The 19,844-nt window shown below is 69.8% G+C and carries 22 protein-coding genes and 4 pseudogenes; 12 read left to right on the forward strand and 14 right to left on the reverse strand.

Annotated features, from left to right (window positions below; genetic code table 11):
- The first annotated feature begins 204 nt into the window (after positions 1-204).
- A complete protein-coding gene (locus ACFV9M_RS26295) occupies positions 205-447 on the forward strand; it encodes a recombinase (protein ID WP_385071115.1) in 243 nt (80 codons plus the stop codon).
- Positions 448-531: 84 nt separating this feature from the next.
- On the opposite strand, the gene ACFV9M_RS26300 is transcribed toward ACFV9M_RS26295, so the two are convergent.
- Positions 532-1,443: an SDR family oxidoreductase gene (locus ACFV9M_RS26300; RefSeq protein ID WP_385071117.1), complete on the reverse strand. Its 912-nt coding sequence runs from the start codon at positions 1,441-1,443 to the stop codon at positions 532-534.
- 123 nt (positions 1,444-1,566) lie between these two features.
- On the opposite strand from ACFV9M_RS26300, the gene ACFV9M_RS26305 reads away from it, so the two are divergent.
- Positions 1,567-2,157 (forward strand): TetR family transcriptional regulator, encoded by a 591-nt coding sequence (locus ACFV9M_RS26305; RefSeq protein WP_385071119.1) that lies wholly within the window; start codon positions 1,567-1,569, stop codon positions 2,155-2,157.
- A gap of 67 nt (positions 2,158-2,224) precedes the next feature.
- Positions 2,225-2,530 (forward strand): transposase, encoded by a 306-nt coding sequence (locus ACFV9M_RS26310; protein WP_385071122.1) that lies wholly within the window; start codon positions 2,225-2,227, stop codon positions 2,528-2,530.
- A gap of 108 nt (positions 2,531-2,638) precedes the next feature.
- Here ACFV9M_RS26310 and ACFV9M_RS26315 read toward each other — a convergent pair.
- Positions 2,639-3,461 (reverse strand): annotated as a pseudogene (locus ACFV9M_RS26315) (CocE/NonD family hydrolase); the annotation flags it as partial.
- A 53-nt stretch (positions 3,462-3,514) separates the two neighbouring features.
- Between ACFV9M_RS26315 and ACFV9M_RS26320 the strand changes: the two are divergent.
- Positions 3,515-3,796, forward strand: a pseudogene (locus ACFV9M_RS26320) (TetR/AcrR family transcriptional regulator); the annotation flags it as partial.
- Between the two features lie 84 nt (positions 3,797-3,880).
- Here ACFV9M_RS26320 and ACFV9M_RS26325 read toward each other — a convergent pair.
- Genes ACFV9M_RS26325 through ACFV9M_RS26335 form a run of 3 tightly spaced genes read right to left on the reverse strand, consistent with a single transcriptional unit; the run spans position 3,881 to position 6,347 of the window.
- On the reverse strand, positions 3,881-4,297 hold the full coding sequence (locus ACFV9M_RS26325; RefSeq protein ID WP_385071125.1) for a MerR family transcriptional regulator: 417 nt from the start codon (positions 4,295-4,297) through the stop codon (positions 3,881-3,883).
- Positions 4,294-5,766 (reverse strand): DHA2 family efflux MFS transporter permease subunit, encoded by a 1,473-nt coding sequence (locus tag ACFV9M_RS26330; protein WP_385071128.1) that lies wholly within the window; start codon positions 5,764-5,766, stop codon positions 4,294-4,296. The genes ACFV9M_RS26325 and ACFV9M_RS26330 overlap by 4 nt, the downstream gene beginning before the upstream one ends.
- A complete protein-coding gene (locus ACFV9M_RS26335) occupies positions 5,763-6,347 on the reverse strand; it encodes an NADPH-dependent FMN reductase (protein WP_385071131.1) in 585 nt (194 codons plus the stop codon). The genes ACFV9M_RS26330 and ACFV9M_RS26335 overlap by 4 nt, the downstream gene beginning before the upstream one ends.
- 481 nt (positions 6,348-6,828) lie before the next feature.
- Between ACFV9M_RS26335 and ACFV9M_RS26340 the strand changes: the two are divergent.
- Both ACFV9M_RS26340 and ACFV9M_RS26345 read left to right on the forward strand, forming a co-directional pair.
- Positions 6,829-7,193 (forward strand): annotated as a pseudogene (locus tag ACFV9M_RS26340) (transposase); the annotation flags it as partial.
- Between the two features lie 27 nt (positions 7,194-7,220).
- A pseudogene (locus ACFV9M_RS26345) lies at positions 7,221-7,343 on the forward strand (protein phosphatase); the annotation flags it as partial.
- Between the two features lie 30 nt (positions 7,344-7,373).
- Here ACFV9M_RS26345 and ACFV9M_RS26350 read toward each other — a convergent pair.
- Together ACFV9M_RS26350 and ACFV9M_RS26355 are read right to left on the reverse strand one after the other, a co-directional pair.
- Complete coding sequence (locus tag ACFV9M_RS26350) at positions 7,374-8,195, reverse strand: Lrp/AsnC family transcriptional regulator (RefSeq protein WP_385071133.1); 822 nt, start codon at positions 8,193-8,195, stop codon at positions 7,374-7,376.
- A gap of 62 nt (positions 8,196-8,257) precedes the next feature.
- Positions 8,258-8,383 (reverse strand): AsnC family transcriptional regulator, encoded by a 126-nt coding sequence (locus ACFV9M_RS26355; protein ID WP_385071136.1) that lies wholly within the window; start codon positions 8,381-8,383, stop codon positions 8,258-8,260.
- Between the two features lie 269 nt (positions 8,384-8,652).
- Here ACFV9M_RS26355 and ACFV9M_RS26360 point away from each other — a divergent pair, with 269 nt between their 5' ends.
- Entirely contained in the window at positions 8,653-8,880 is a 228-nt protein-coding gene (locus ACFV9M_RS26360; RefSeq protein WP_385071137.1) for a hypothetical protein, read from the forward strand.
- A gap of 220 nt (positions 8,881-9,100) precedes the next feature.
- Here the strand turns inward: ACFV9M_RS26360 and ACFV9M_RS26365 are convergent, their stop codons facing one another.
- The 3 genes from ACFV9M_RS26365 to ACFV9M_RS26375 all read right to left on the reverse strand — a co-directional run bounded on the left by ACFV9M_RS26365 (position 9,101) and on the right by ACFV9M_RS26375 (position 11,509).
- Positions 9,101-9,658: a hypothetical protein gene (locus ACFV9M_RS26365; RefSeq protein WP_385071139.1), complete on the reverse strand. Its 558-nt coding sequence runs from the start codon at positions 9,656-9,658 to the stop codon at positions 9,101-9,103.
- Between the two features lie 300 nt (positions 9,659-9,958).
- Positions 9,959-10,351 (reverse strand): hypothetical protein, encoded by a 393-nt coding sequence (locus ACFV9M_RS26370; RefSeq protein WP_385071141.1) that lies wholly within the window; start codon positions 10,349-10,351, stop codon positions 9,959-9,961.
- 483 nt (positions 10,352-10,834) lie between these two features.
- A complete protein-coding gene (locus tag ACFV9M_RS26375; protein WP_385071144.1) occupies positions 10,835-11,509 on the reverse strand; it encodes a transposase in 675 nt (224 codons plus the stop codon).
- Between the two features lie 169 nt (positions 11,510-11,678).
- Here ACFV9M_RS26375 and ACFV9M_RS26380 point away from each other — a divergent pair, with 169 nt between their 5' ends.
- The 5 genes from ACFV9M_RS26380 (at position 11,679) to ACFV9M_RS26400 (ending at position 16,600) form a co-directional block, all read left to right on the forward strand.
- Complete coding sequence (locus ACFV9M_RS26380) at positions 11,679-12,491, forward strand: class I SAM-dependent methyltransferase (protein WP_385071207.1); 813 nt, start codon at positions 11,679-11,681, stop codon at positions 12,489-12,491.
- Between the two features lie 165 nt (positions 12,492-12,656).
- Positions 12,657-12,827: a hypothetical protein gene (locus ACFV9M_RS26385; protein ID WP_385071147.1), complete on the forward strand. Its 171-nt coding sequence runs from the start codon at positions 12,657-12,659 to the stop codon at positions 12,825-12,827.
- 79 nt (positions 12,828-12,906) lie between these two features.
- Positions 12,907-13,602, forward strand: coding sequence for a transposase (locus ACFV9M_RS26390; protein ID WP_385071149.1), 696 nt, complete (start codon positions 12,907-12,909; stop codon positions 13,600-13,602).
- A 236-nt stretch (positions 13,603-13,838) separates the two neighbouring features.
- Complete coding sequence (locus ACFV9M_RS26395; protein ID WP_385071152.1) at positions 13,839-15,686, forward strand: ABC transporter ATP-binding protein; 1,848 nt, start codon at positions 13,839-13,841, stop codon at positions 15,684-15,686.
- On the forward strand, positions 15,683-16,600 hold the full coding sequence (locus ACFV9M_RS26400) for a serine/threonine-protein kinase (protein ID WP_385071155.1): 918 nt from the start codon (positions 15,683-15,685) through the stop codon (positions 16,598-16,600). Before ACFV9M_RS26395 ends, ACFV9M_RS26400 begins: the two co-directional genes overlap by 4 nt.
- A gap of 21 nt (positions 16,601-16,621) precedes the next feature.
- Here the strand turns inward: ACFV9M_RS26400 and ACFV9M_RS26405 are convergent, their stop codons facing one another.
- The 4 genes from ACFV9M_RS26405 to ACFV9M_RS26420 all read right to left on the reverse strand — a co-directional run bounded on the left by ACFV9M_RS26405 (position 16,622) and on the right by ACFV9M_RS26420 (position 19,840).
- A complete protein-coding gene (locus ACFV9M_RS26405; RefSeq protein ID WP_385071158.1) occupies positions 16,622-17,395 on the reverse strand; it encodes a hypothetical protein in 774 nt (257 codons plus the stop codon).
- Entirely contained in the window at positions 17,385-17,972 is a 588-nt protein-coding gene (locus ACFV9M_RS26410; RefSeq protein ID WP_385071161.1) for an RNA polymerase sigma factor, read from the reverse strand. The genes ACFV9M_RS26405 and ACFV9M_RS26410 overlap by 11 nt, the downstream gene beginning before the upstream one ends.
- Before the next feature lie 108 nt (positions 17,973-18,080).
- The gene (locus ACFV9M_RS26415; protein WP_385071163.1) at positions 18,081-18,218 is read right to left on the reverse strand and encodes a hypothetical protein; all 138 of its coding nucleotides are present in this window, start codon (positions 18,216-18,218) and stop codon (positions 18,081-18,083) included.
- 353 nt (positions 18,219-18,571) lie between these two features.
- Positions 18,572-19,840 carry a cytochrome P450 gene (locus tag ACFV9M_RS26420; RefSeq protein ID WP_385071166.1) on the reverse strand — a complete coding sequence of 423 codons (1,269 nt, stop codon included), beginning with the start codon at positions 19,838-19,840 and terminating at the stop codon, positions 18,572-18,574.
- Positions 19,841-19,844: the final 4 nt, after the last annotated feature.

Consider the following 19,844-nt stretch of genomic DNA (forward strand, 5'->3'; position numbering starts at 1 on the left):
TCCTGATCATGGCGTTCACACCCCGCTCGCCCAGCCACTTCCAGGATCAGGATGGACGCCGGGTCACGTCCTTGACGCCGCATTCTTCATCGATCTTCGGCCAACGGCCTCGGTTCCCAGTCATCACCCCGACTCTATCGAGGCCATGGAGGGGATCGAGGGGCCGCAACTTACAAGTTCAGAGAAGCCTGCATCCGATGCCCGATGCTGTCGATCAACCCCGAGATGCTGCCCCGCCTCGACGAGCTGGAGACCGACCTGCAGGCCCGCCGCCAACGCGCGATCGATGAAGGCTGGCACGGTGAGGTCGAAGGACTCGACCTGACCCTGAAGTTCCTGCGCAGCAAGCGCACCCAGGGCCGCCGCACCGCCGCGATGGGCAGGATGGACCTGGGCATGCCCACCCTGCCTCGGCAGCGTGCCGGCTACGGGCGGCCCGCTCGCTGACCACACTGGTCGCCAGTTCTGGTCCTTTCGAGATTGACCTCCGCCGGGAAGGATCAGCGTCTTATCGGCGCTGATGAGAGGTGGTCAGGAGGTCGGCGTGGCGAAGTAATCGCCGTGCTCCAGGTCTTCAAGCAGTGTCGGGTGGGTGGGCGACCAGCCGAGCAACTCCTGAGTGTAAGAGCTGGAGACGGGCGCATCGAAGCCGTAGACAGTGGCCATGAACGGGCTCGGGAAGTGCGCGGCAGCCTCGTCCGGGGTCAGCGAGACCGCAGGCAGACCGAGGCCCTGAGCGATCGTCTCCGCGATCCTCTTCAGGGTTACGCCGCTCTCGGCTACTCCATGCAGCACGCTGCCGGCAGGAGCCTTCTCCAATGCCAGGCGGAACAGGATGGCCGCGTCGAGCCGATGTACCGCAGGCCACCGGTTGCCGCCGTCGCCGACGTAGGCCGAGATTCCGGTCCTTCGTGCGGTGGCGATGAGCATGCCGATAAAGCCGTAGTCTCCGGGGCCGTGGACGGTCGGAGCGAGCCGGACCACGCTCGTGCGCACTCCCCGGGCGGTGAAGCCCAGGCACGCTCGCTCGCCCGCGATGCGGAATGCGGCGATCCCAGCCGTGTCGGGCTCGTCCTTCTCAGTGGTCTCCCGGCCGGCGGGCATGACCAGCGTGCCCGAGGTGATGACCAACGGCTTGCCCGAGTGTTCCAACGGTTGGCCGAGCGCCTCGATCGCGGTCCGGTCGCGCCGCATCATGTCGTCGAGGTCGGAGAAGTCGCCGCCGTAGGCCATATGCAGGACGCCGTCGGCGGCTTCAGCGCCGAGGCGCAGGCTGTCGAGGTCGTCCAGGGAGCCGCGGTGTGGTGCGGCACCCAGCGACTCCAGCCGGGCGGCGGCGGCATCCGAGCGCGCCAGAGCGGTGACGGTGTGGCCGGCTGCGGTGAGCTCGGCGACGACGGCGGGGCCGGTCAGGCCGGACCCACCAGTGACAAATACATGCACGGATCGTTCTCCCACGTAATGTCAGTGACTGGCGCCAAGTAGCGCCAGTCACTGACATTACGGTAGCGCCAGTTACTGGCGCAACGTAGCGTCGGTCGCTGACACATGCGGTAGCCTCGGGGGGTGCCACGGAGCGGAGTAGAAGCGCGCCGCCGTCTTCAGCAGGCGGCACTGGAGCTGTACCGGGAGCGCGGGTTCGACCAGACCACCACGGCTGAGATCGCTGCCCGGGCCGGCGTCAACGAGCGCACGTTCTTCCGGCACTTCCCGGACAAGCGCGAGGTGCTCTTCGACGGCGAAGCCGATCTGCGCGCCGCGCTGATGCAAGAAGTAGCCGAAGCGCCCGATGGTCTGCAACCGCTCGAGGTACTGCTCTGCGCCTTCCGGAAAGCTGGACGGATCCTTGAGGACAACCGCCCGTTCTCCGAACCACGATTGGCGATCATCGCAGTGACACCAGCGCTCCGCGAACGCGACTTGGCCAAGGCGGCGTCGCTCACTGACGCCGTAGCGGAGGCGCTGCGGCAGCGCGGTGTCGCCGACCGGCTGGCCGGCCTCGCTGCTCAGACCGGTTGGGCGGCCTTTCACCACGCGGCCCAAGCCTGGATCGACGATCCCTCACAGAGCTTGAACGTGCATCTCTCCCGAGCCTTCGATGATCTGCGCGCCCTCTCCGCGACCGTCGTACTGACGAAGGCATGCCCCGAAAGCTGAAGTTCCCCCGTTGATTTGGACAGCCTGAAACTGGGACGGATGGGTCCCGGAGGAAGCAGTCCAGGTAGTGAGTAAGAAGAGCAACACGAGCAAGCGGTACACGGCCGAGTTCAAGCGGGACGCGGTCGCGCTGGTCCACTCGTCGGGGAAGACGGTGACCGAGGTCGCCCGCCAGATCGGGGTGAGCCCGGAGGGCCTGCGGAACTGGGTGAACCAGGACAAGGCCGACCGGGGCCAGGGGCTGGCGGGCGCGCTGACCAGGCGCGAGAAGGAAGAGCTGCGTCGTCTGCGGCGAGAGAACCGGGAACAGCAGCAGACGATCGAGGTCCTGAAAAAAGCCGCGGCCTTCTTCGCGAGGGAGTCGACGAAGTAGCCGTGCGCTACGCGTTCATCGATGCGGAGAGGGCCACCGAGACGAACCCCGGTGGTCACAGTGTTGACCCTCGTGGCCAAAGGGCCGTGGCGCAACTCCTCGGGGTTACGGGACAACCCTTAGGAACTCCGCCCAGGAGCGGCGGATACTGAGCCAGTTCCCCATCAGCTTCGTGAACTCTGCGGCATTCGCAGGAGGAGTCTTCTTCATGGCCATCTGGATGTAGCGGTCTCCGCCTTCGCCAAGCAGTTTCCGCACCACTGGCCAGGTCGGCGCGAATTCGGTCACGGTGATCCGGCCGTATGTCTCGAGTGCCTCGGCCATCCGCGGAACGCCCGCCATCTCCCGCACGTCGTACCCGGCGTCGCGCAAAGCGTCCGCTGCCGCCGTGACGGCCCCGCGGACCGCGGGGTGGATGCCGTGACCTCCGGGATCGGCGACAACCGCGACCTTGACCGGCCCCGCCAGCGGCTCGCCGTACAGGGATACCGGTACGGCCCGCGGGTCCCGCGGGCCGGTCCCGGCCAGCGCCTCGTATGCCAGTCGCAGGTCGGCGACGGTGCGGGCCAGGGGGACCGTCGGTGACCAGCATCTGCGAGGCCGGTCCGGGGTCGTCCGGGCCGAGGGTCCCCGGTGTTCCGTTGAACCAGCTCCGCTCGCGCAGCCAGGACACCGTGGACTGGCCGTCAGCGGCCTCGTTGCGCCACAGGGCGCTTGCACCGCCGGAGCCGCCGGTGCCGCGACAGCTCTGCAGCACCACGTGAAAACCCTGTTCGGCGAAGAGCACGCCGTACATGGGAGACCACGGCAGGCCCCTGCCGTACGGTGAGCGCACCAAGAGGGTGGGAAGTCGCCCTCGGCGCGCGGGAAGTCGTGGTCCGTGATCAGCGGGCTGCCGTCGGCGGCCGGCACCAGCAGCCCCGGCTCCCACCCGACATCGTTCTGTTTGGCCGGGAGGCCACGCCAGGTCGCCCTCGTCATCTCGCCCTGCGGCCCACCGGACTGGACGGTGCGGCGAAGCTGGAGGTCTTCGCCCAACTCACCGCATGCGTGGCCGGACACGTCGCCCATGAGATCGCGCGGACCGCAGCCGCGCAGTCCCCCGACCGAGTCGCAGTCGAAGCCCGCTACCTCGCCACCGTCGCCGCGGACGGCCACCACCCGGAACTCGCCGAAGCCCTCGCCGCCCCCGGACGCCCCCTCACGCCCGAAGCCACCTTCACCCGGCTCCTCAACCGCCTGATCGACGGCCTCGACACCGACTGATCCCGCTCCGCCGCACTGCGCCCGTTCTCACGCTGGGTGTGCGGCCTGTTGCACGGCGAGCGATCGGCGTGTCCATGTCCATCGTCAGCGAGCTTGGGCTTGGGGCTGGCCTTTTGAGAGGTCCGACCTCAGGAAATCGAGGGTGTCCAGTTCGTTCACAGTCGCTTGAAGCTGGCTGATGCGGGCGCGGCCGATCCGGACGAGTTCCTCCCCCGCAGCAGCCCACTGGTTGAGATCGGGTGAGAGGGGCGGGACACCGGCGAGGATGTCGGCGCTCTCCTTGAGGGTGATTCCCACGCGTTGTGCGGCGAGTGCAAGTTTGATCCGGCAGATCGCGTCGACGGTGAAGCGGCGGGCGTTGCCGCTGTTGCGGTAACCGCTGATCACACCGTAGCGCTCGTAGAAGCGGACGGCGTTGGCCGTGATCCCCGCGGCCCTGGCTACCTGCCCGACCGTGAGTGAGGCATGGTTCGCTTCGCCGGGGTGCTCGGTGGTGGTCATGGTGTATGCCCCGCGTTCGCCGATGAATCCTGCCGGTCCAGTATCACGGGGGCGCGGCGTGGAGAGCGCAGACGCACGACCAGGGCAAGTGACATCACGATGAGGGCCGCCACGTGGGTCAACCGCTGGGAATCCACGATGGTGTCCGCGTCGGCGGCGCTGGCCGCCGCTCCTTCGCCGGCCAGAGCCGAGAGCGACCCGCCACCGGTCATCGCGGCGGTCAGCACGGTGAACAGCGCGCTGACCGCTACTGTGCCCATTCCGTTCGCGATCGTGGTCACCAGGGACAGGAGCGCGGAGGCCGAGGCCAGGTCGGGGCCGTTGAGATCGCGGCTGGAACTGGACATCGTCGGCATCATGATCGCGCCGGTGCCCGCTCCTTGGAGGAGCCCGAGCAGTCCGAGCATCAGGTAGGGAGTGTCGGGCCGGAGAATGATCGCCTGGACAAGGCCGGAGCCGATCGCGAGGCCGAGCCCGGTGCCGACGATCAGCCGGGGACCAAGCCGTTCCATGCCTCGGGCAGCGAGCTGCAGGCTGATGCCCATGCCGACCGCACCGGGAACCATCAACGCCGCCGTGACCGATGCGCTGTCCGAGCGCAGGATCTGCACGTAGGCAGGCGTCAGCACGACGGTGCCGAAGTAGGGGGCCGCATACAGGCCAAGGACTGCGGCGCCCTGGCCGAACCTCGGATTCCGCAGAAGGCCGATGCGTAACAGCGGTTCAGGATGGGTCAGTGCCCGAGCTGAGAAGACCGCGACCAGCACCGGGCCGATGGCAGCCGTGGCGATCCGGACCCAGGCCGGGCCGTCCTGGGCGCTGATGCCGTAGGCCACCGCGACAATGCCCGGAACCAGCAGCATCGCTCCGAACAGGTCGAGCCGGACCCGCCGTCGGTGTGCGGTATCGACTGGCAGCCAGGCCAGCGTGCCGACACCGCCGAGCAGCGCCAGCGGCACCGTGATGAAGAACAACGGCCGCCACAACCCGGTGCCCAGGAGCAACGCGCCGAGTACCGGGCCCAGGATCGGTCCGATCAGCATCGGCAGGCCGGTGACCGCTATCATCCGACCGCGGCGTTCGGGCGCGACCGTGCCGAACCCGATCGCCATCCCGAGGGGCGTCATCAGGCCCCCGCCGAGACCCTGTGCCGCTCGCGCGGCGATCAGCCATCCCAGGCTGCCGGACGCCCCGGCGGCAGCGGAGGCGAACGCGAAACCGACCAGCGCCCCCAGGTACACGCGCCGTGCGCCCCAGCGCGCGGCAAGACCGGCAGCCAGCGGCATCGTTGCGACCATGCCGAGCGTGTACGCGGTGATGATCCATTGGACGGAGGTCAACGACGCACCGAACGTCGCCATCAGATGAGGCAGCGCCACCGCGACGATCGTGGCGTCCAGCACCGCCATCAATCCGCCGAACGCCAGCACGATCGCGGCGCGCAGTTCCGGTCCTGTCAGCTTGTTCATTCCCCACCGGCCCGATCTGCGAGTCGAAGGGAGCGCAACGCCCGCGCCCAGGTGCGCAATTCGTTCATCGCCGCGTGCAGCGCCTGCACCGTACCCGGTGGAGGAACGAAACGGCCGTCGGCGTCGAGGTATTCCCACGCCATCGGCAGCAGCACCGACTCCCGGACGGTGGTGGCGCGCAGTTCCGGGAAGACCGTCCGCAACTGCTCGATGGCCCTGATGCCGCCGGATCCGCCGTATCCGACGAACGCGACCGGCTTGTACGCCCACTCGGTGAAGTGCCAATCGATCGCGTTCTTCACCGGCGCGGGGAAGCTGTGGTTGTACTCCGGTGTGAGAAACACGAATCCGTCGGCGTCCGCCAGCCGAGCAGCGATCGGGGACGCAGTTGCCCCGCCCGGCTGCATCTCGTGCATCGGCAGCGAGGCCGAGGCAAGGTCGATCATGTCGAGGTCGAGCCAGTTGACCGCGGTGAGTTCGCGCTCCAACCACGCGGCGAGAGGATCGGCCAGTCTGGGCTTACGGACGCTTCCGATCACCACGGCGATCCGAAGCCGACCATTGAGGTTGTCTTCTGTCATGGAATCGACGCTAGGTATTCGCCTATGGGCGAACTCAAGCGCCGCCGTACGGCGGACAGGACCCGGGCACGGTCCGCAGCGACAAGCTGTTCTGCTCCCGGGCCCGCAAGGTCGCGCACTTGCGGTGGCGGCGCCACCGTCTGAAGCTGGCCTGCACCGAACTCGCCGAAGCACGCGCCCGGCCGCGCAAGCGACGACGCCAGGGCCGCCAGTACCGCACTCGCCCGCTCGGAGGACCTGCTCGGCTCGATCCGCCCCGACAGCCACGACCCCGACCGGCTGACGTACTTCACCCACGCCCGGCTCGCCACCGACGCCACCGAGATCCACCGCGACCTCGGACAGCCACGGGCAGCGATCACCTGTAACGAACAGGCCGACGCCATGCCCTCCGGCCGCTTCACCCGCGCCGTCGGCATCCGGCTGTCGGTACTGGCCGGCACCCGCCTCCAGGACGGCTACGTCGAACAGATCCTCCACGTCGGATCCCACGCCCTCGAAGTCCTCTTGGAAGAAGACCTACGGCCACCACCCGCTCACGGGGTTCGTCGACTACGAACCGGAGGAACCGGAGAACCCGTCGCGGCTCTCCTCCGCCCAGGCAACGCGGGCTCGAACACGGCCGCCGACCACATCACCGCCACCCGCCTCGCTCTCGCTCAACCGCCGGGGAAGTACCGGCGAGGGCGGCGGACGCTGATCCGCTGCGACTCCGGTGGTGGCACCCATGGGTTCGTGGCCTGGCTCGCCCAGCGCGGACGCCGGCTGTCCTACTCGGTCGGCATGGTGATCAACGAGCGCGGCGTTCGTAGTACGCCTGGGTGCGCGGGTCGTGGCGCAGCCGAGTGAACACCATGCGGTGCAGGGCGGCGTTCGCCTGCCAGGGTCGGTGGCGACTGGTACGACGTGATATCGCTGTCCGGAGCGCGCGTCGGCCTGGCGGTCGGGGATGTCGTCGGGCATGGGCTGGACGCCTCCGCCGCCATGGGGCGGCTCCCACGCCACCCGCGCGTGGTATGGCACGAGCTAGCGGCGGCGCATGAGCGGCTTGCCGGTGGTCGGGAGCGGTCCGGCCATCTTGAGCGTGCGCAGCACGGGTGCGCTCTCCAGGGTGCGGATCGCCTTCAGCGTGCCCAGGCGTTCGGTGAGGTAGCGGTGCAGCGCCGCTGGGTCGGGGCACAAGGCGTGGGCGGTGAGATTGTGGGGGCCGGTGACGGCGGCCACGTAGGCCAGCTCGGGGTGCCGGGCCAGGCTACGGGCGACCTGGTCGAGGCGGGCGGGGGCGACGGCCATCCACAGGAGCGCCTGTGTGTTGACGCCCAGCAGGGTGGAGTCGAGTTCGACATCGAAGAAGAGCCGGCCGTCGGCCCGCAGTTGCTCCAGCCGACGCGCGACGGTGGCGGGCGACCAGCCGGTGGCTGCGGCAAGGCTGCTCAGGCTCGCCCGACCGTCGCGCTGGAGGGCAGGGATCAGGTCGGAATCGGCATCGGTAAAGGCCGCCCGCGCCCCAGAGACGGCGGTGACAGCTGCCGCCTCAGCTAGGGCGGTGCGCAGGCGGCGCCGCTGCGTGGCGTCGAGGGCTTGTTCATGGCCGGACCAGGCGGTGGGCCCACCGAGGTAGGTGTGCAGCACGCAATGTGCGGAGACGGCGGTGATGCCGGCCGTGCGCGGGATGTCGTGCAGCAACAGCGCGTGTCCGGCGGGCCCGTCGGCGGTCGAGGTGTGCACGATGGCGACGATCTCGGTGCCGCCCGAGGCGAGCTTGACCCAGGATGTGTCGGCACGGCGGGCCAGCGCGTCGGCAAGGTCCTGGGCGGCGCGCGGCCCGTGGTCAGCCGCAGCAGCCACTGGGTGCGGTCGCTGCGCTGCGGCTCGGCCAGGCCCACCACCCGCAGCGCAGCGTCTGCGCATTACCGCCTGTAGCGGCGGGAGACCGTCTGCGCCGAGACGCCGAGGACATCGGCGATCGCGCTGAACGGCGCCCGCCCGTCGATGCGCAGGGCGTGGATGAGGCCGCGGTCGCTGTCGTCCAGCATGTGAGATCAAGGCGGCTGGGCGGTTCGGCATCGACCCGGTCACCTGGCACGAACTCGTCCGTCACGGTGTGACGGTCCGCGGCTCGGTCATCAGCGAGTCCGAGGTGTGGTCCGATGACGCCGCTCTGCGCGCGTTCATCCAGGGCAACCTGTCGGGCTACTGGTCCGGGCTGGCACGAGGCGCTGGTCATGAGCCCGGATGAGGCGGACGAGCCTGGCGCTGTGGAGTGGGGTGTGCTCGGCGTCAGCCGCCTGCATTACCTGCTCCCGTGTTCCCGACGGGATCCCTCACCTCCAAGAGCGGCGCGGGCCGGTATGCCCTGACCGTCTTCGAGTCCCGCCAGCACCCGATCATCATCGAGACCCTGCGGGTTCGCGAGTCCGCCGGCGCGCCATCCGCCTATGACGGTGCCATGGGGCGCCGGGGAAGCGACACGATCGCCTTCACAGCCATGGCCATCGAGGCCGGCCTCGCACTCGGTGCCCATCGACCCTGAGGAACGTCCTACGGTTGACGAAGCCGCAGCCACGAGAGATACGCGGGTTACTGACCGAGGGTTCAGTGGGTTGCTCCGGTCGCTCGGGGTCCCGGCGCTGGCGGGCGGACACCACGAGCAGGCGGTGACGCAGCACATCGTGTGCTGGATGTGCCGTGGTTGAGCGCCGTGCCTTTCCTCGCCGCGCGTCGGGGCGGCTCGCGGTCGGCACGGCAGCTCCTCAGTACTCGGTGGCTGCCTGGCCCACGACCTGGTAGATCATGGCGCCGCCGGTGGTGCCGGTCTCACCCTCGAAGCGGAGGGCGTAGGAGGCCCCGCTGTTGACGGTGAATGTCAGCTTCTGCTCGGCCGGGATGTGGGTGAAGACGGTGCTGATGGGCTGGAGGTGCTTCTCGGCGACCACCTCATCATTGGAGGTGTCCAGCACGTAGGCCCCGTAGGACTGCAGGGTCCCGTGGCACGACGGGTCCGTGTTCTTGCTGTGCATCCAGGTGATCTCGACCTTCCTGCCGTTCGGGGGATCGAAGTCCTGGGTCAGGACAGCGCCGCCGATGTCGATGGCCTGGTGATTCGACCGGGTCATCGACGCGGAGCAGATCAGCGCCAGCCCTCCGTCTTCGACCTGCCAGGCCCCGAGTTCCTCCGGGCCATAGATCTCCAGATACGGCTCGTCCCCCGGCTTGTTCGACGCAGCGGGGTGGCGGAAGGTGCCGTCCTTGATGAAGTTCTCGATCGGTTCGCTCAAAGCGGTCGTAGCCGCGGGAGCTTGCTTCTTCACCCTGTTCTCCTCATGATGCGGAGTGCCGGCTGGCGTGGCGGGGAGCCGGGGCGCCAGTGGTGTCGGCGGGTCTGTCTGGATTGCACAGCGGTCCGGCTTCCCGACAGCGGCCGGGTCCTCCTGGAGGCTTTCCGCGTCGCGGGAAAGCCTCCAGCTGTCGTCCCGGGCAGGATGAACTGCCCGGTCAGTCAACGGCGTGGAAGGTCTCGCGCCCGCGGTCGGCGACGTCGGCATGATGGCCCGGTGCTTCGCCGCGACGGATGTTTTGTGCGTGAGGCTGGGAATGCGGGCGACAGCCGGCTACGCGGTGACGTGGATAGCACCCTCGGCCGTAGCCGCTTTGAAGGTCGGATTGCCGGCGAAGTGAATGGTGTACCCGCTCAAGCCCCCGATGAGGATGCCCTGTACGTCCGCGGTGGTTTGTGCCGTGTCGTATTCGGCGTACCCGTCGGGGTCGGTGTCCACCGTGTCGTAGAGCGTGTTGTCGCCCTTGAGGTGGAATTCGAGCGTGGCGTCCGCGATGGGCTGACCATCCGTGGTGGTCAGCCTGCCTTTCGCCTGGAAGCGGCCCTTGCCTGCGATAAGGCTGCCCCTGCCGGTGTACGCCTCCAGATGGACAGACTTTCGCCCCTGACTTACTCCCGCCGGGAGTTTGGTGCCCCCGTCCTTCTTGTTCGGGTCGATAATAGGCATGACGTTTCCTCCATTTCGTTCAGGTGAATTCGAGCCCAGGCCGTCATGCGGAATGGCAGGGCGTGTGACCGTAACGGCCAAAGACCCCGGCGAATAACCCCAGCGGACTGTGACCATGTGTTTCGCGAGCCGCAGGCCCGAAATTGGCCAGCATCGCCCGAAACCGCATGAGCTGTAACTACATTGTTCGCATATCGAGCGATCATTGTCCAACCGACGCGCAGCACCTGATCCGTAATGGGCAGATCGGTGAAAAGCGAAGCGTTTCTGCAGCACCGGACTCAGCACCGACAACTACCATGCCCCCGTGTATCCCTCTAGCCTCGATCTTGCATGACGGTCCGCCGACGGAGTCGGTGGGCCGTTTCGCTCTCGGTGGCTGATGGCGGGCATTCCGACGGCCCGAGTGTCGCCTCGGGTGGGCGCCGGGTTCCACTGCTCCGGGCTGGATCCTCTTCTCGTAGGGACAGGCGAATCTGCTGTTCAGCCGGGGTTCGGCAGGAGCGCAAGCCGTTCAAGGGCGCCGGTGATTTCATGGGTCCAGGGCCAGTGGCGGGCGAGGCGGAGGATGCGGCGCCGACCGGTGGTGACGAGCTGCCCGGCCGCGGAGAACAGACGAAATCGCAGCCGGCGGGGCTCGAAAAGGCGGGCCTGGCCGGTCAGGGCGAGCATGGGCATCCAGGCCAGCAGGTCGAGAGCGATCTGGACGATCTCCAGCCAGACCTTGTTCTGGGCGGTGTGGTGCAGGGGCAGGTTGCGCAGGCCGGTGGCCCGGGCGGCCCGGATGCGGTCCTCGGCCCGGGCCCGCAGGCGGTGGCGGAGCTCGAGTTCGGCGATCGGCCGGTCAGCGGTGTTGGTGGCGAAGCAGGTGATCCGCATGCCGTCCGGCCCGAACACGGCCGGCTCGGCCCGCAGCATGCCGACATCCGCGAGGCAGTCTCCGCCCAGCGCCACCGCCAGGGCCACGTCCAGCAGAATCTTCCCCGGATCGTGCACCGCCCGCGGCTTCCGCCACGGCGTCAGCGCCGCGGATATCGCGGTGTCCAAACCGGCCTTGCGGACGGTCTCGACCAGCAGCACGCCCCCGGCCTGCGAGACCACCGCCCGGCCGCCGCCCTCGATGCGGACACGCGGGTACGACCCGATACGCCTCTTCACCTGGAGAGTGCTTCTTTCCCTACGGCGACATGACCCTAGACAAGTCACATCGTTGCAGGTCAGGGGCACTCTCCGCTTATTGATCAAGCCTCGGACACCCCACCTCGCGAAAGCGCGAGGCTAGGCTGGCGCGGTGACTGATGAGCAGGAGCGGGTGCAGCCGTCGGGGGTGTGGGCCACGGCGGTGGGGGTGGCCAGGGTGCGGGCGCTGGAGACCGAGCGGGAGAACGCGCTGTTCCGTGACCCACTGGCACGGGCCTTCGCCACCGCCGGCGGCCTGTGGCCCTCCTCGCCGCCGCCCGATGACGAGGCCGCGCGACGCCGTCGGCTGGCCGTGTCGTTCTCCATCGTCATCAGGACGAAGTTCCTCGACGACCTGTTGCGGCAGGCCTCCGCGTCCGGGGTCCGGCAGGTCGTGCTGCTCGGCGCCGGCATGGACAGCCGGGCCTTCCGGATGGACTGGCCCGAGGGCACCCGGCTGTTCGAGGTCGACACCGCCGCCCCACTGGACTTCAAGGCTTCGGTGCTTCGCCAGGAGCGGGCCGTCGCGCGCTGCGAGCGGATCACCGTCGCGGTGGATCTGCGTGAGGACTGGCCAGGCGCGCTGGCCGCCGCAGGGCACGACCCGGCCGTGCCGACCGCGTGGATCGCCGAAGGACTACTGATCTATCTGCCCGAGGATGCGGTGGAGCTGCTGCTGGCCCGGATCAGCGCGCAGTCGGCGGCAGGCAGTCGGATGGGACTGACATTGGGCTCGCGCGGCGTCATCGAGCGCTTCGGCGCGGACGCCGCGCCGGGATCGGCGGCGTCCATGTGGGTCTCGGAGATGCCCGACGATCCGGTGGGCTGGCTGGCCGGGCGCGGCTGGGAGGCCGCCAGCCACACCCTGCGCGAGCGCGCTGCCGCCTACGGCCGCCCGATCAGCACCCCGCCGCAGCGCGAGGAGCGGCCCGGCGGGCTGATCTCGGCGGTCCGCCGGTAGAGCGCCTCCCGGTTCCCTAGGTGATCGATTCCAAGGGGCCTGATGAGTGGAGGCAGGTTCATGCGCGCGCCGACCGCCTACGACCACTAAAGTTCGCCCGAAGATCGCCTGGCTGGATGGTGGTGTGGCCGACAGTCCTTCGCCCTGAACGAAGTGCTGCCGCAGTTGAACGAGCTGCTGTTTTCCTCGGTCGAGGGCGTGTCGGTGGAATCGGTCGAGGTGATCGACACGGTCGTCCGGGTCGAGGCCCGCACGACCGCGGGACGGGCGGCCTGTCCGGGGTGCGGGCGCTGGTCGGGGCGAACACACGGCTCCCTACCTGCGATTTCCTCGTGACCTGCCGACAGGGGGCAAGTTCGTCGTGGTGTCGTTGCGGGTGCGGAGGTTCGTCTGCGAGGAGGAATCCCGCGAGCGCATGACCTTCGCCGAGCAAGTACCCGGTCTCACCCGCAGGTTCGGGCGACGGACCGAGCGGCTGCAGTCGACGCTGGTGCCGGTCGGTCTTGCGCTCGCGGGCCGGGCCGGCGCCCGGATGACGGACGCCTTCAAGGTTCCGGTCAGCCGGAACACCCTGTTGAGGCTGATCACCTCGCTGCCGGACCCCGCCACCGCGGTACCCCGCGTGGTCGGCGTGGACGAGTACGCCCAGCGCAAGGGCCGTGTCTGCGGAACCGTGCTCGTCGACGTCGAGACACGTCGCCCGGTCGACCTCCTTCCCGACAGGGAGGCGGACACGCTCGCGGCCTGGCTCGCCGAGCGGCCCGGCATCGAGATCGTCTGCCGTGACCGGGCGCCCTTCTTCGCCGAAGGTGCCACCCGCGGCGCCCCGCAGGCCCTCCAGGTCGCCGGCCGATGGCATCTGGCGGTTCGCGCATCCGCTCCGCGCCTCCCGGACACAGAGTCCCTGTCAGCACCTTTCAGGGCTCGCGGCACGGCTGGGATGAACCGTGTCCAGGCTTCGGCCGATACGCAACCCATTTCAAACTCTTGTCCCGGAACGCCATCCAAGTCCCGCCCTGAGACGTATCCCATGTGCAGCGAGTTCCAGGAGGAATGTCATGGCAATCTTCAGCAATCTGATCCCTGCCCATCGCCGGGACCGCGACAATGACACGTCGCGCCGCGACGACTCCTCGGGGCATGGTCACGGACACGGCCGTGACCACGGCGACCGTCACGGACACGGCCGCGGCGACCGTCACGGGCACGACTGCGGCGACCGCCACGGACACGGACGCTGGTGACCACACCGCGGAGGCTGAGCGGACCGGGGACCGGAGGGTGCTGGTCCGCTCCGTCCGTCCGTCCCTCCACGAGCCGTCCGTCCCTCCACGAGGAACGCATGCCATGGTGCATGTCCTGCGACGTCTGCTGTCGGTGGGTGAGGCTTGCGATGTGGTGGCCGCCGCGCCCCCGGTGTCGCCGCGCGAGGTGTTCCGCCGGTTCTGGCCCTACACCCGCGGCGGCCGGCGCTGGTTCGCTCCCCTCGTCCTCTTCAGCCTGATCGGCCCCGCCCTCGACGCCACGGAGATCTGGCTCTTCAAGATCGTGGTGGACGACGTGCTCGTTCCCCGCGACGTCGGACCGCTTGTGTGGATCGCACCGAGCTATCTGGGGCTCATCATCGGCTCCGGCATTCTGGGGTTCGCCGACGATGTGACGTCCACGCGGGTCAGCGAACGCTTCCTGCTGACGCTTCGCTCCGATGCGTTTCGGCACGTCCAGGGCCTGTCGCTCGGGTTCTTCGAACGCCGGCGGCTCGGAGACGTGTTGGCGCGGGTGACGGGCGATGTCGACGCGGTCGAGACGTTCCTGCTCTCGGGAGTGGCGGACGCCCTCTACTACGTGATCCGCCTGGGTGTCTTCCTCGGTCTGCTGTTCTATCTGCAGTGGGATCTGACCCTCCTCGCCCTGGTCATCGTGCCGCTGTTCTGGGGCGCCGCCCGGCACTTCTCGCGGCTGATCAAGGAAGCGTCCCGGGAGCGCAGGCGCCGCAGCGGTGCGATCAGCGCGATCGCCGAGGAGTCGCTGGGCAACGTCGCCCTGGTGCAGGCGTACAACCGGCAGAGGTGGGAGGAACGCCGGTTCGAGCGTGAGAACGTCGGGAGGTTCCGGGCCACGATGGCCTCGACGCGGATCCGCGCCGTCTACGGATCGCTCGTCGAGGTCATCGAGGTGTCCGGCGTCCTCGCGGTCATGAGCCTGGGCACCTGGAAGCTGGCCCAGGGGCAGCTCACGCTGGGCGAACTGCTGGTCTTCCTGGCGCTGGCCGGCAACCTCTACAGTCCGGTCCGCGGCCTGTCCCACCTCGGCACCACCTTCTACGCGGCGTCCGCCGCGGCCGAACGGATCATCGAGTTGCTGGACCAGCGGCCGCAGGTCGTCGAGGCCGCCGGCGCCCGTCGGATCGGCCGCGCGCGGGGTGACGTGGAGTTCGACAACGTCTCCTTCCGCTATCCCGGTACGCCGTCCTGGGCGCTGTCGGACGTGTCGTTCCACGCGGCAGCCGGAGAGACGCTGGCGCTGGTCGGGGCCAGCGGGGCAGGCAAGTCGACGGTCGCGAAGCTGCAGCTGCGCTTCTACGACCCCGACCAGGGCGCGGTCCGCCTCGACGGGACGGATCTGCGGGACCTGCGCCTGTCCGACCTGCGGGAGAGCGTCGCGGTGGTTTGGCAGGAGACGCTGGTCTTCCACGGCACCGTGCGGGACAACATCGCCTACGGCCGGCCAGAGGCGACGGAGGCGGACATCGTCGCGGCCGCGCGCGCCGCGGACGCGCACGAGTTCATCGAGCTGCTCCCGGAGGGCTACGACACGATGGTCGGCCAGCGCGGCCGGACGCTCTCCGGCGGGCAGCGCCAGCGCCTGGCGATCGCCCGCGCCATGATCAGGGACGCGCCCGTGCTCCTCCTCGACGAACCGACCACCGGCCTCGATGTGCGGTCCGGCCGTCGGATCATGGACCCGCTGCGCCGGCTCATGGCCGGGCGGACGACCGTCGTCATCTCCCACAACCTGCTGACCGTCCGGGACGCCACGCGGATCGTGGTTCTCGACCAGGGCAGGATCGTCGAGTGCGGCACCCACGACGACCTGCTCGAGCGAGGCGGGACATACGCCCGGCTGCACCGGCTGGGCACCCTGGCCGGTGCGGCCCCAGCCGGGTCCTCGGCCCCGGGGACGGTGCTGCCGTGAGCGTCCCGGCGGCGCGGACCGCGCCTCCGCTGGCACCCGGCACGAGACCGGTCCCGGGCTACGAGGTCCTGGCGCATCTGGCGCGCAGCGGCTGGCTCGACGTCTACGACGTCTGGAGCGACGAACGGGACTGCCGCTGTGTGATCAAGGCGGTGCGCCCCGACCGCCGGGACCAGGAGCAGCTCCGCGACCAGTTGCTGCGTGAGGGGCGGTGGCTGGAAGCCTTCACCCATCCGCACCTGGTCCGCGCGTACGAGACGTTCGAGTCGCCGGTGCCGTTCGTCGTGCTGGAGACGCTGACCGGCGAAACGCTGTCCCACCTCGTCCACCGGCTGCGGCGCCGGCCGTCCGCCGCCGACGTGGCGCTGCTCGGGGTGCAGTTGTGTTCCGCGATCCACTACCTCCACGGTCAGGGTCTGCTGCACTTGGACCTCAAGCCGTCGAACGTGGTGGTGGACCGCGGTCACGTCAAGGTGTTCGACCTGAGCATCGCGCGGCCGCCCGGGCCCGCGCCCGCGGGGGTGGGCACGTTCCGCTACCTCGCTCCCGAGCAGGCCCGCGGCGGACCGCTGTCGGCAGCCGCCGACGTGTGGGGCATCGGCATCACGTTGTACGAGGTCGCCGCCGGGGACACACCGTTCAGCCGCGGGGCTGCCCGCGAGGTCTCTCCCCTTGGGGAGAACAGGGACGAGCCCTGCGGCGGCAGCGTCACGGGCGGCCGGGACGACTGGTATCCGCAGTCGGCAGGGACCGCCCCGCCGATCGGCTCGCGGCGGCGTCTGCCCGGAAGGCTCGCGGCGGCCATCGACGGCTGCCTTCGGACCGATCCGTCGTCCCGGCCCTCGGTTGCCGATCTGGCCGCCGCACTCGACGCGACGCTGCCCGGCCCGGGACACCGCACCGCCTGCCCCTGAGGTCGTGGCGGGGCGCCGATGTCACGCGCTCGGGCCGGTCTCGAAGTGGCCGGTGGCGAGGACGGTGCCGTCGGAGGTGGTCAGACGGGCGCCGGAGAGCGCCTCGGGGTCGACCGGGGCCGCCGCACCCCAGTCACCACGTCCGTTGCTCAGGGAGAACGTGCCCACGCGGATCATGGTGCCGTCCGAGCGCTCCAGGAGGCAGACGACCTTGCCGCTGTAGGGCGTGCCGACAGCGGCGAGGTCGACGCTCATGTAGATCCAACCCGGTTTCCCCGGGTCTCCGGGGTGGGCGTAGACGTCGCCGACCGACGGCCCGAGGCCCGAGGCCGAGGTCAGCTCTCCCTCCATCAAGAGCGTCTGGGTCTCCACCGCAGGGGAGCTCGGGGCCGTGACACTCTCGATGGCGGTGCCGACCGCCCAGCCGACGAATCCGAACACAAGCGCGAACAGGGCCGCGGCGGATGCGACCCGCAGCCGGACACGGCGTGCGCGACTGCGGGCCGCCTCGTACGCGGGGCCGGACGCCCGCGTGTGGGGGTCCCCCTCGTGCGCCGTCACGTCCTGGGGCAGTCCGCGCGCCACCCGGGTCTCGAACCCGAGCGGCGGCTCGCTGCCCGGCACCAGCCCGATCAGTCCGTCGCCCACCAGGGTCATGTGCTCGATGTACTCCCGACAGGCCGCGCACCGGTCCAGATGCGCGACCGCCACCGCCCGCTCACGGCCGGGCAGCACGCCCAGTGCCATCTCGGCGCCGATCTCCCGCAGCGCCTCGCAGGTCATGTCACTGGCCATGGTCCCCTCGATTCGGAGAGGCGAGTGTGGTGCGCAGCTTGCCCATCGCTGTCCTGATCCGGGTCTTCGCGGTGCCCAACGGGATCTTCTCCCGGTCGGCGATCTGCTGGGCCGTCATTCCGTAGATGCCCGCCATCACCAGGGCACGGCCCTGCTCCCGCGGCAGCTGCGCCACGGCGGCCCGCAGCCGGGACGAGGCCTCGTCGGCCAGCGCCCACTGCTCGGGGGTATCGGTCACGGCGTCGAGGAGCGCGTCGAGGTCCTCGGGTGCCACCGGCTGCGTCCGCCGCGCACGGACGGCGTCGATGGCGAGATTGTGCGCGATGGTCGTCAGCCAGGTCGTCACCGACCCGCGGCGCGAGTCGTAGATCTGCGCATGACGCCATGCACGCTCGAACGTCTGCTGGGCGATGTCCTCGGCAAGTTGCCGATCTCCGGTGACGGCGACGGCGACACCGAAGACCGCGCGCTGGAACCTCCGTACGAAGGTGACCGCCAGATCCGGATCACCGGCGGCCAGACCGGACAGCAGAGCCTCGTCGGGGAGACGGTCGGCGGGGAACCGGAAGCTCGGCACACCCCTGTATACGGTCCGCCCCCGCCAGGGGATTGCCCGGCCGCTTCGGAAGATCACATTCCCATTCTGCGCCGACTTCCCCGGCTGCACGAACCGCTCGCGGCGCCGTCAGTGATCGTTCTGCGCCCGCCGCAGCAAGAGGCCGGACTTCAGCGTGGTCGGCGCCCCCTCGCAGCGGCTCGGCACCCTCACCTGCCGGCCGTTCGCCGGTTCACCTGCCGGCCGTTCGCCGGTGAGGTCGGCCATGTGCTGCTGCTACTCCGGCGCCGAAAGGCGGACTCCGTACCGCAGGCCACGCAGGACCTGTACGAGGTGTTCGTCCGCCGGGCCCGGAACCGGACGGCGGCGCCGCCTGACGCCTCGGCCCCGCGGACCGGCAGGGGCGGTGCGGAAGCCGCCGGACCGTCCTCGCGGCCCCCGGCCCCCAGGTCGCGAGCGCCGGGCGGCCGGCGCGGCGGCAGGAGGCGCGAGGCGACCGGCCGGTCGGGGCGAGCGTGTTGCGGGCGGGGCGATCGGGCTCGGTCGGTGGGTGAACGCGGGAGGTCTGTCCGGGAAGCGATGGCTCCCGGACAGACCTCCCGCGTGCCGGCCGTCTTCGCTCAGTCGACCCGCAACGGGATCGCGCGCAGCCCGCGCACCGAACCCGGCCGGCGCTCCATCTCCGCCACCGGGACGGCCGGCCGCAGGCGGGGGTAGCGGCGCAGCGCGGCGGCGATCACGATCTCCACCTCCAGGGAGGCGAGGCGTGCCCCCACGCAGTAGTGCAGTCCGTGGCCGAACCCCAGCGAGCGCGCCGTGAACGAGCGTCCGATGTCGAACGTCGCCGGGTCCGGCCAGTGCTCGGGGTCGCGGTTGGCGGAGGCGGTGCTGACGATGACGTAGGAGCCCTTGGGGATGGTCGTGCCACCGATCTCGACGTCTTCCAGGGCGTAGCGGCTCAGTCCCGGCGTGACCGGACCGTCGTACCGCATGGTCTCCTCGATCACGGCCGGGATCAGACCGAAGTCGGCGCGTACGGCGGCGAGTTGGTCCGGGTGCTGCAACAGCGCGACCAGGGCGTTGCCGATCAGCTGCGCGGAGGGCTCGTAGCCGCCGAAGAGGACGATCCCGATCATGCTGACGAGTTCGTCCTCCGTCAGGCGTTCGCCGTCCGTCTCGGCGGTGACGAGGTCGCTGATGAGGTCGGCCCGCGGCGTGGTACGGCGGGCGTCGATCAGTTCGCGTACGTAGGCGTCGAAGGCGTCGAGGGCCGCGACGACGCGCAGGGCGGCCTCGTCGTCGGCGATATGGCCGCCGACCACGGAGGCGGCGGTGCGGAAGAGTCCGGTGTCGGTGGCCGGGACGCCCAGCAGCTCGCAGATCACCGCGATGGGGAGCCGGTTCGCCACCGTTTCGACCAGGTCGAACTCGGGCGCGTCCCCCAGCGCGTCGAACAGTTCGTCCGTGCTCTGCTGGATTCGGTCGCGCATTCCCTCGACGCGCTTCGCGCTGAACCCCCGGACGATGAGCTTGCGCAGGCGGTCGTGGTCCGGCGGGTCGAGGTTGGCCATCGCGCGGCCGAGGAGCTGCGTGGTGCGCAGGCCGACCTGGGCGCGCGGCGGCAGCGGCTCGGGCGGCAGGCTCTGCTGGAGACCGCGCCCGAGCTCGTTGCTCAGCCGGAGGTCCTCCAGGGCCTGGATCACGTCGTCGTGGCGTGTGACGAGCCAGCGTTCGGCGCCGTTGGGCAGGGTGACCAGGTGCACCGGGCCTTCGGTCCGCAGCCGGTCGAGGGCGGGGAAGGGGTCCTGGACGAAGTCGGGCCCGAGGGCGTGGTCGGTGTCGGGGGCGCCTGCCAGATGCGGGCAGCAGCGCTGTGCGAGCGAGGTCATCGGC

The organism is Streptomyces sp. NPDC059895 (assembly GCF_042731035.1).
In the GTDB taxonomy this organism is placed as follows: Bacteria; Actinomycetota; Actinomycetes; order Streptomycetales; family Streptomycetaceae; genus Streptomyces.

Coding starts and splice junctions, on each gene's coding strand:
- ACFV9M_RS26295 (WP_385071115.1), top strand. CDS start 205: ATGCTGTCGATCAACCCCGAGATGCTGCCCCGCCTCGACGAGCTGGAG.
- ACFV9M_RS26325 (WP_385071125.1), bottom strand. CDS start 4,297: ATGACCACCACCGAGCACCCCGGCGAAGCGAACCATGCCTCACTCACG.
- ACFV9M_RS26330 (WP_385071128.1), bottom strand. CDS start 5,766: ATGAACAAGCTGACAGGACCGGAACTGCGCGCCGCGATCGTGCTGGCG.
- ACFV9M_RS26335 (WP_385071131.1), bottom strand. CDS start 6,347: ATGACAGAAGACAACCTCAATGGTCGGCTTCGGATCGCCGTGGTGATC.
- ACFV9M_RS26355 (WP_385071136.1), bottom strand. CDS start 8,383: ATGCTGGACGACAGCGACCGCGGCCTCATCCACGCCCTGCGCATCGAC.
- ACFV9M_RS26370 (WP_385071141.1), bottom strand. CDS start 10,351: ATGCCTATTATCGACCCGAACAAGAAGGACGGGGGCACCAAACTCCCG.
- ACFV9M_RS26390 (WP_385071149.1), top strand. CDS start 12,907: ATGACCTTCGCCGAGCAAGTACCCGGTCTCACCCGCAGGTTCGGGCGA.
- ACFV9M_RS26395 (WP_385071152.1), top strand. CDS start 13,839: ATGGTGCATGTCCTGCGACGTCTGCTGTCGGTGGGTGAGGCTTGCGAT.
- ACFV9M_RS26405 (WP_385071158.1), bottom strand. CDS start 17,395: ATGGCCAGTGACATGACCTGCGAGGCGCTGCGGGAGATCGGCGCCGAG.
- ACFV9M_RS26415 (WP_385071163.1), bottom strand. CDS start 18,218: ATGGCCGACCTCACCGGCGAACGGCCGGCAGGTGAACCGGCGAACGGC.
- ACFV9M_RS26420 (WP_385071166.1), bottom strand. CDS start 19,840: ATGACCTCGCTCGCACAGCGCTGCTGCCCGCATCTGGCAGGCGCCCCC.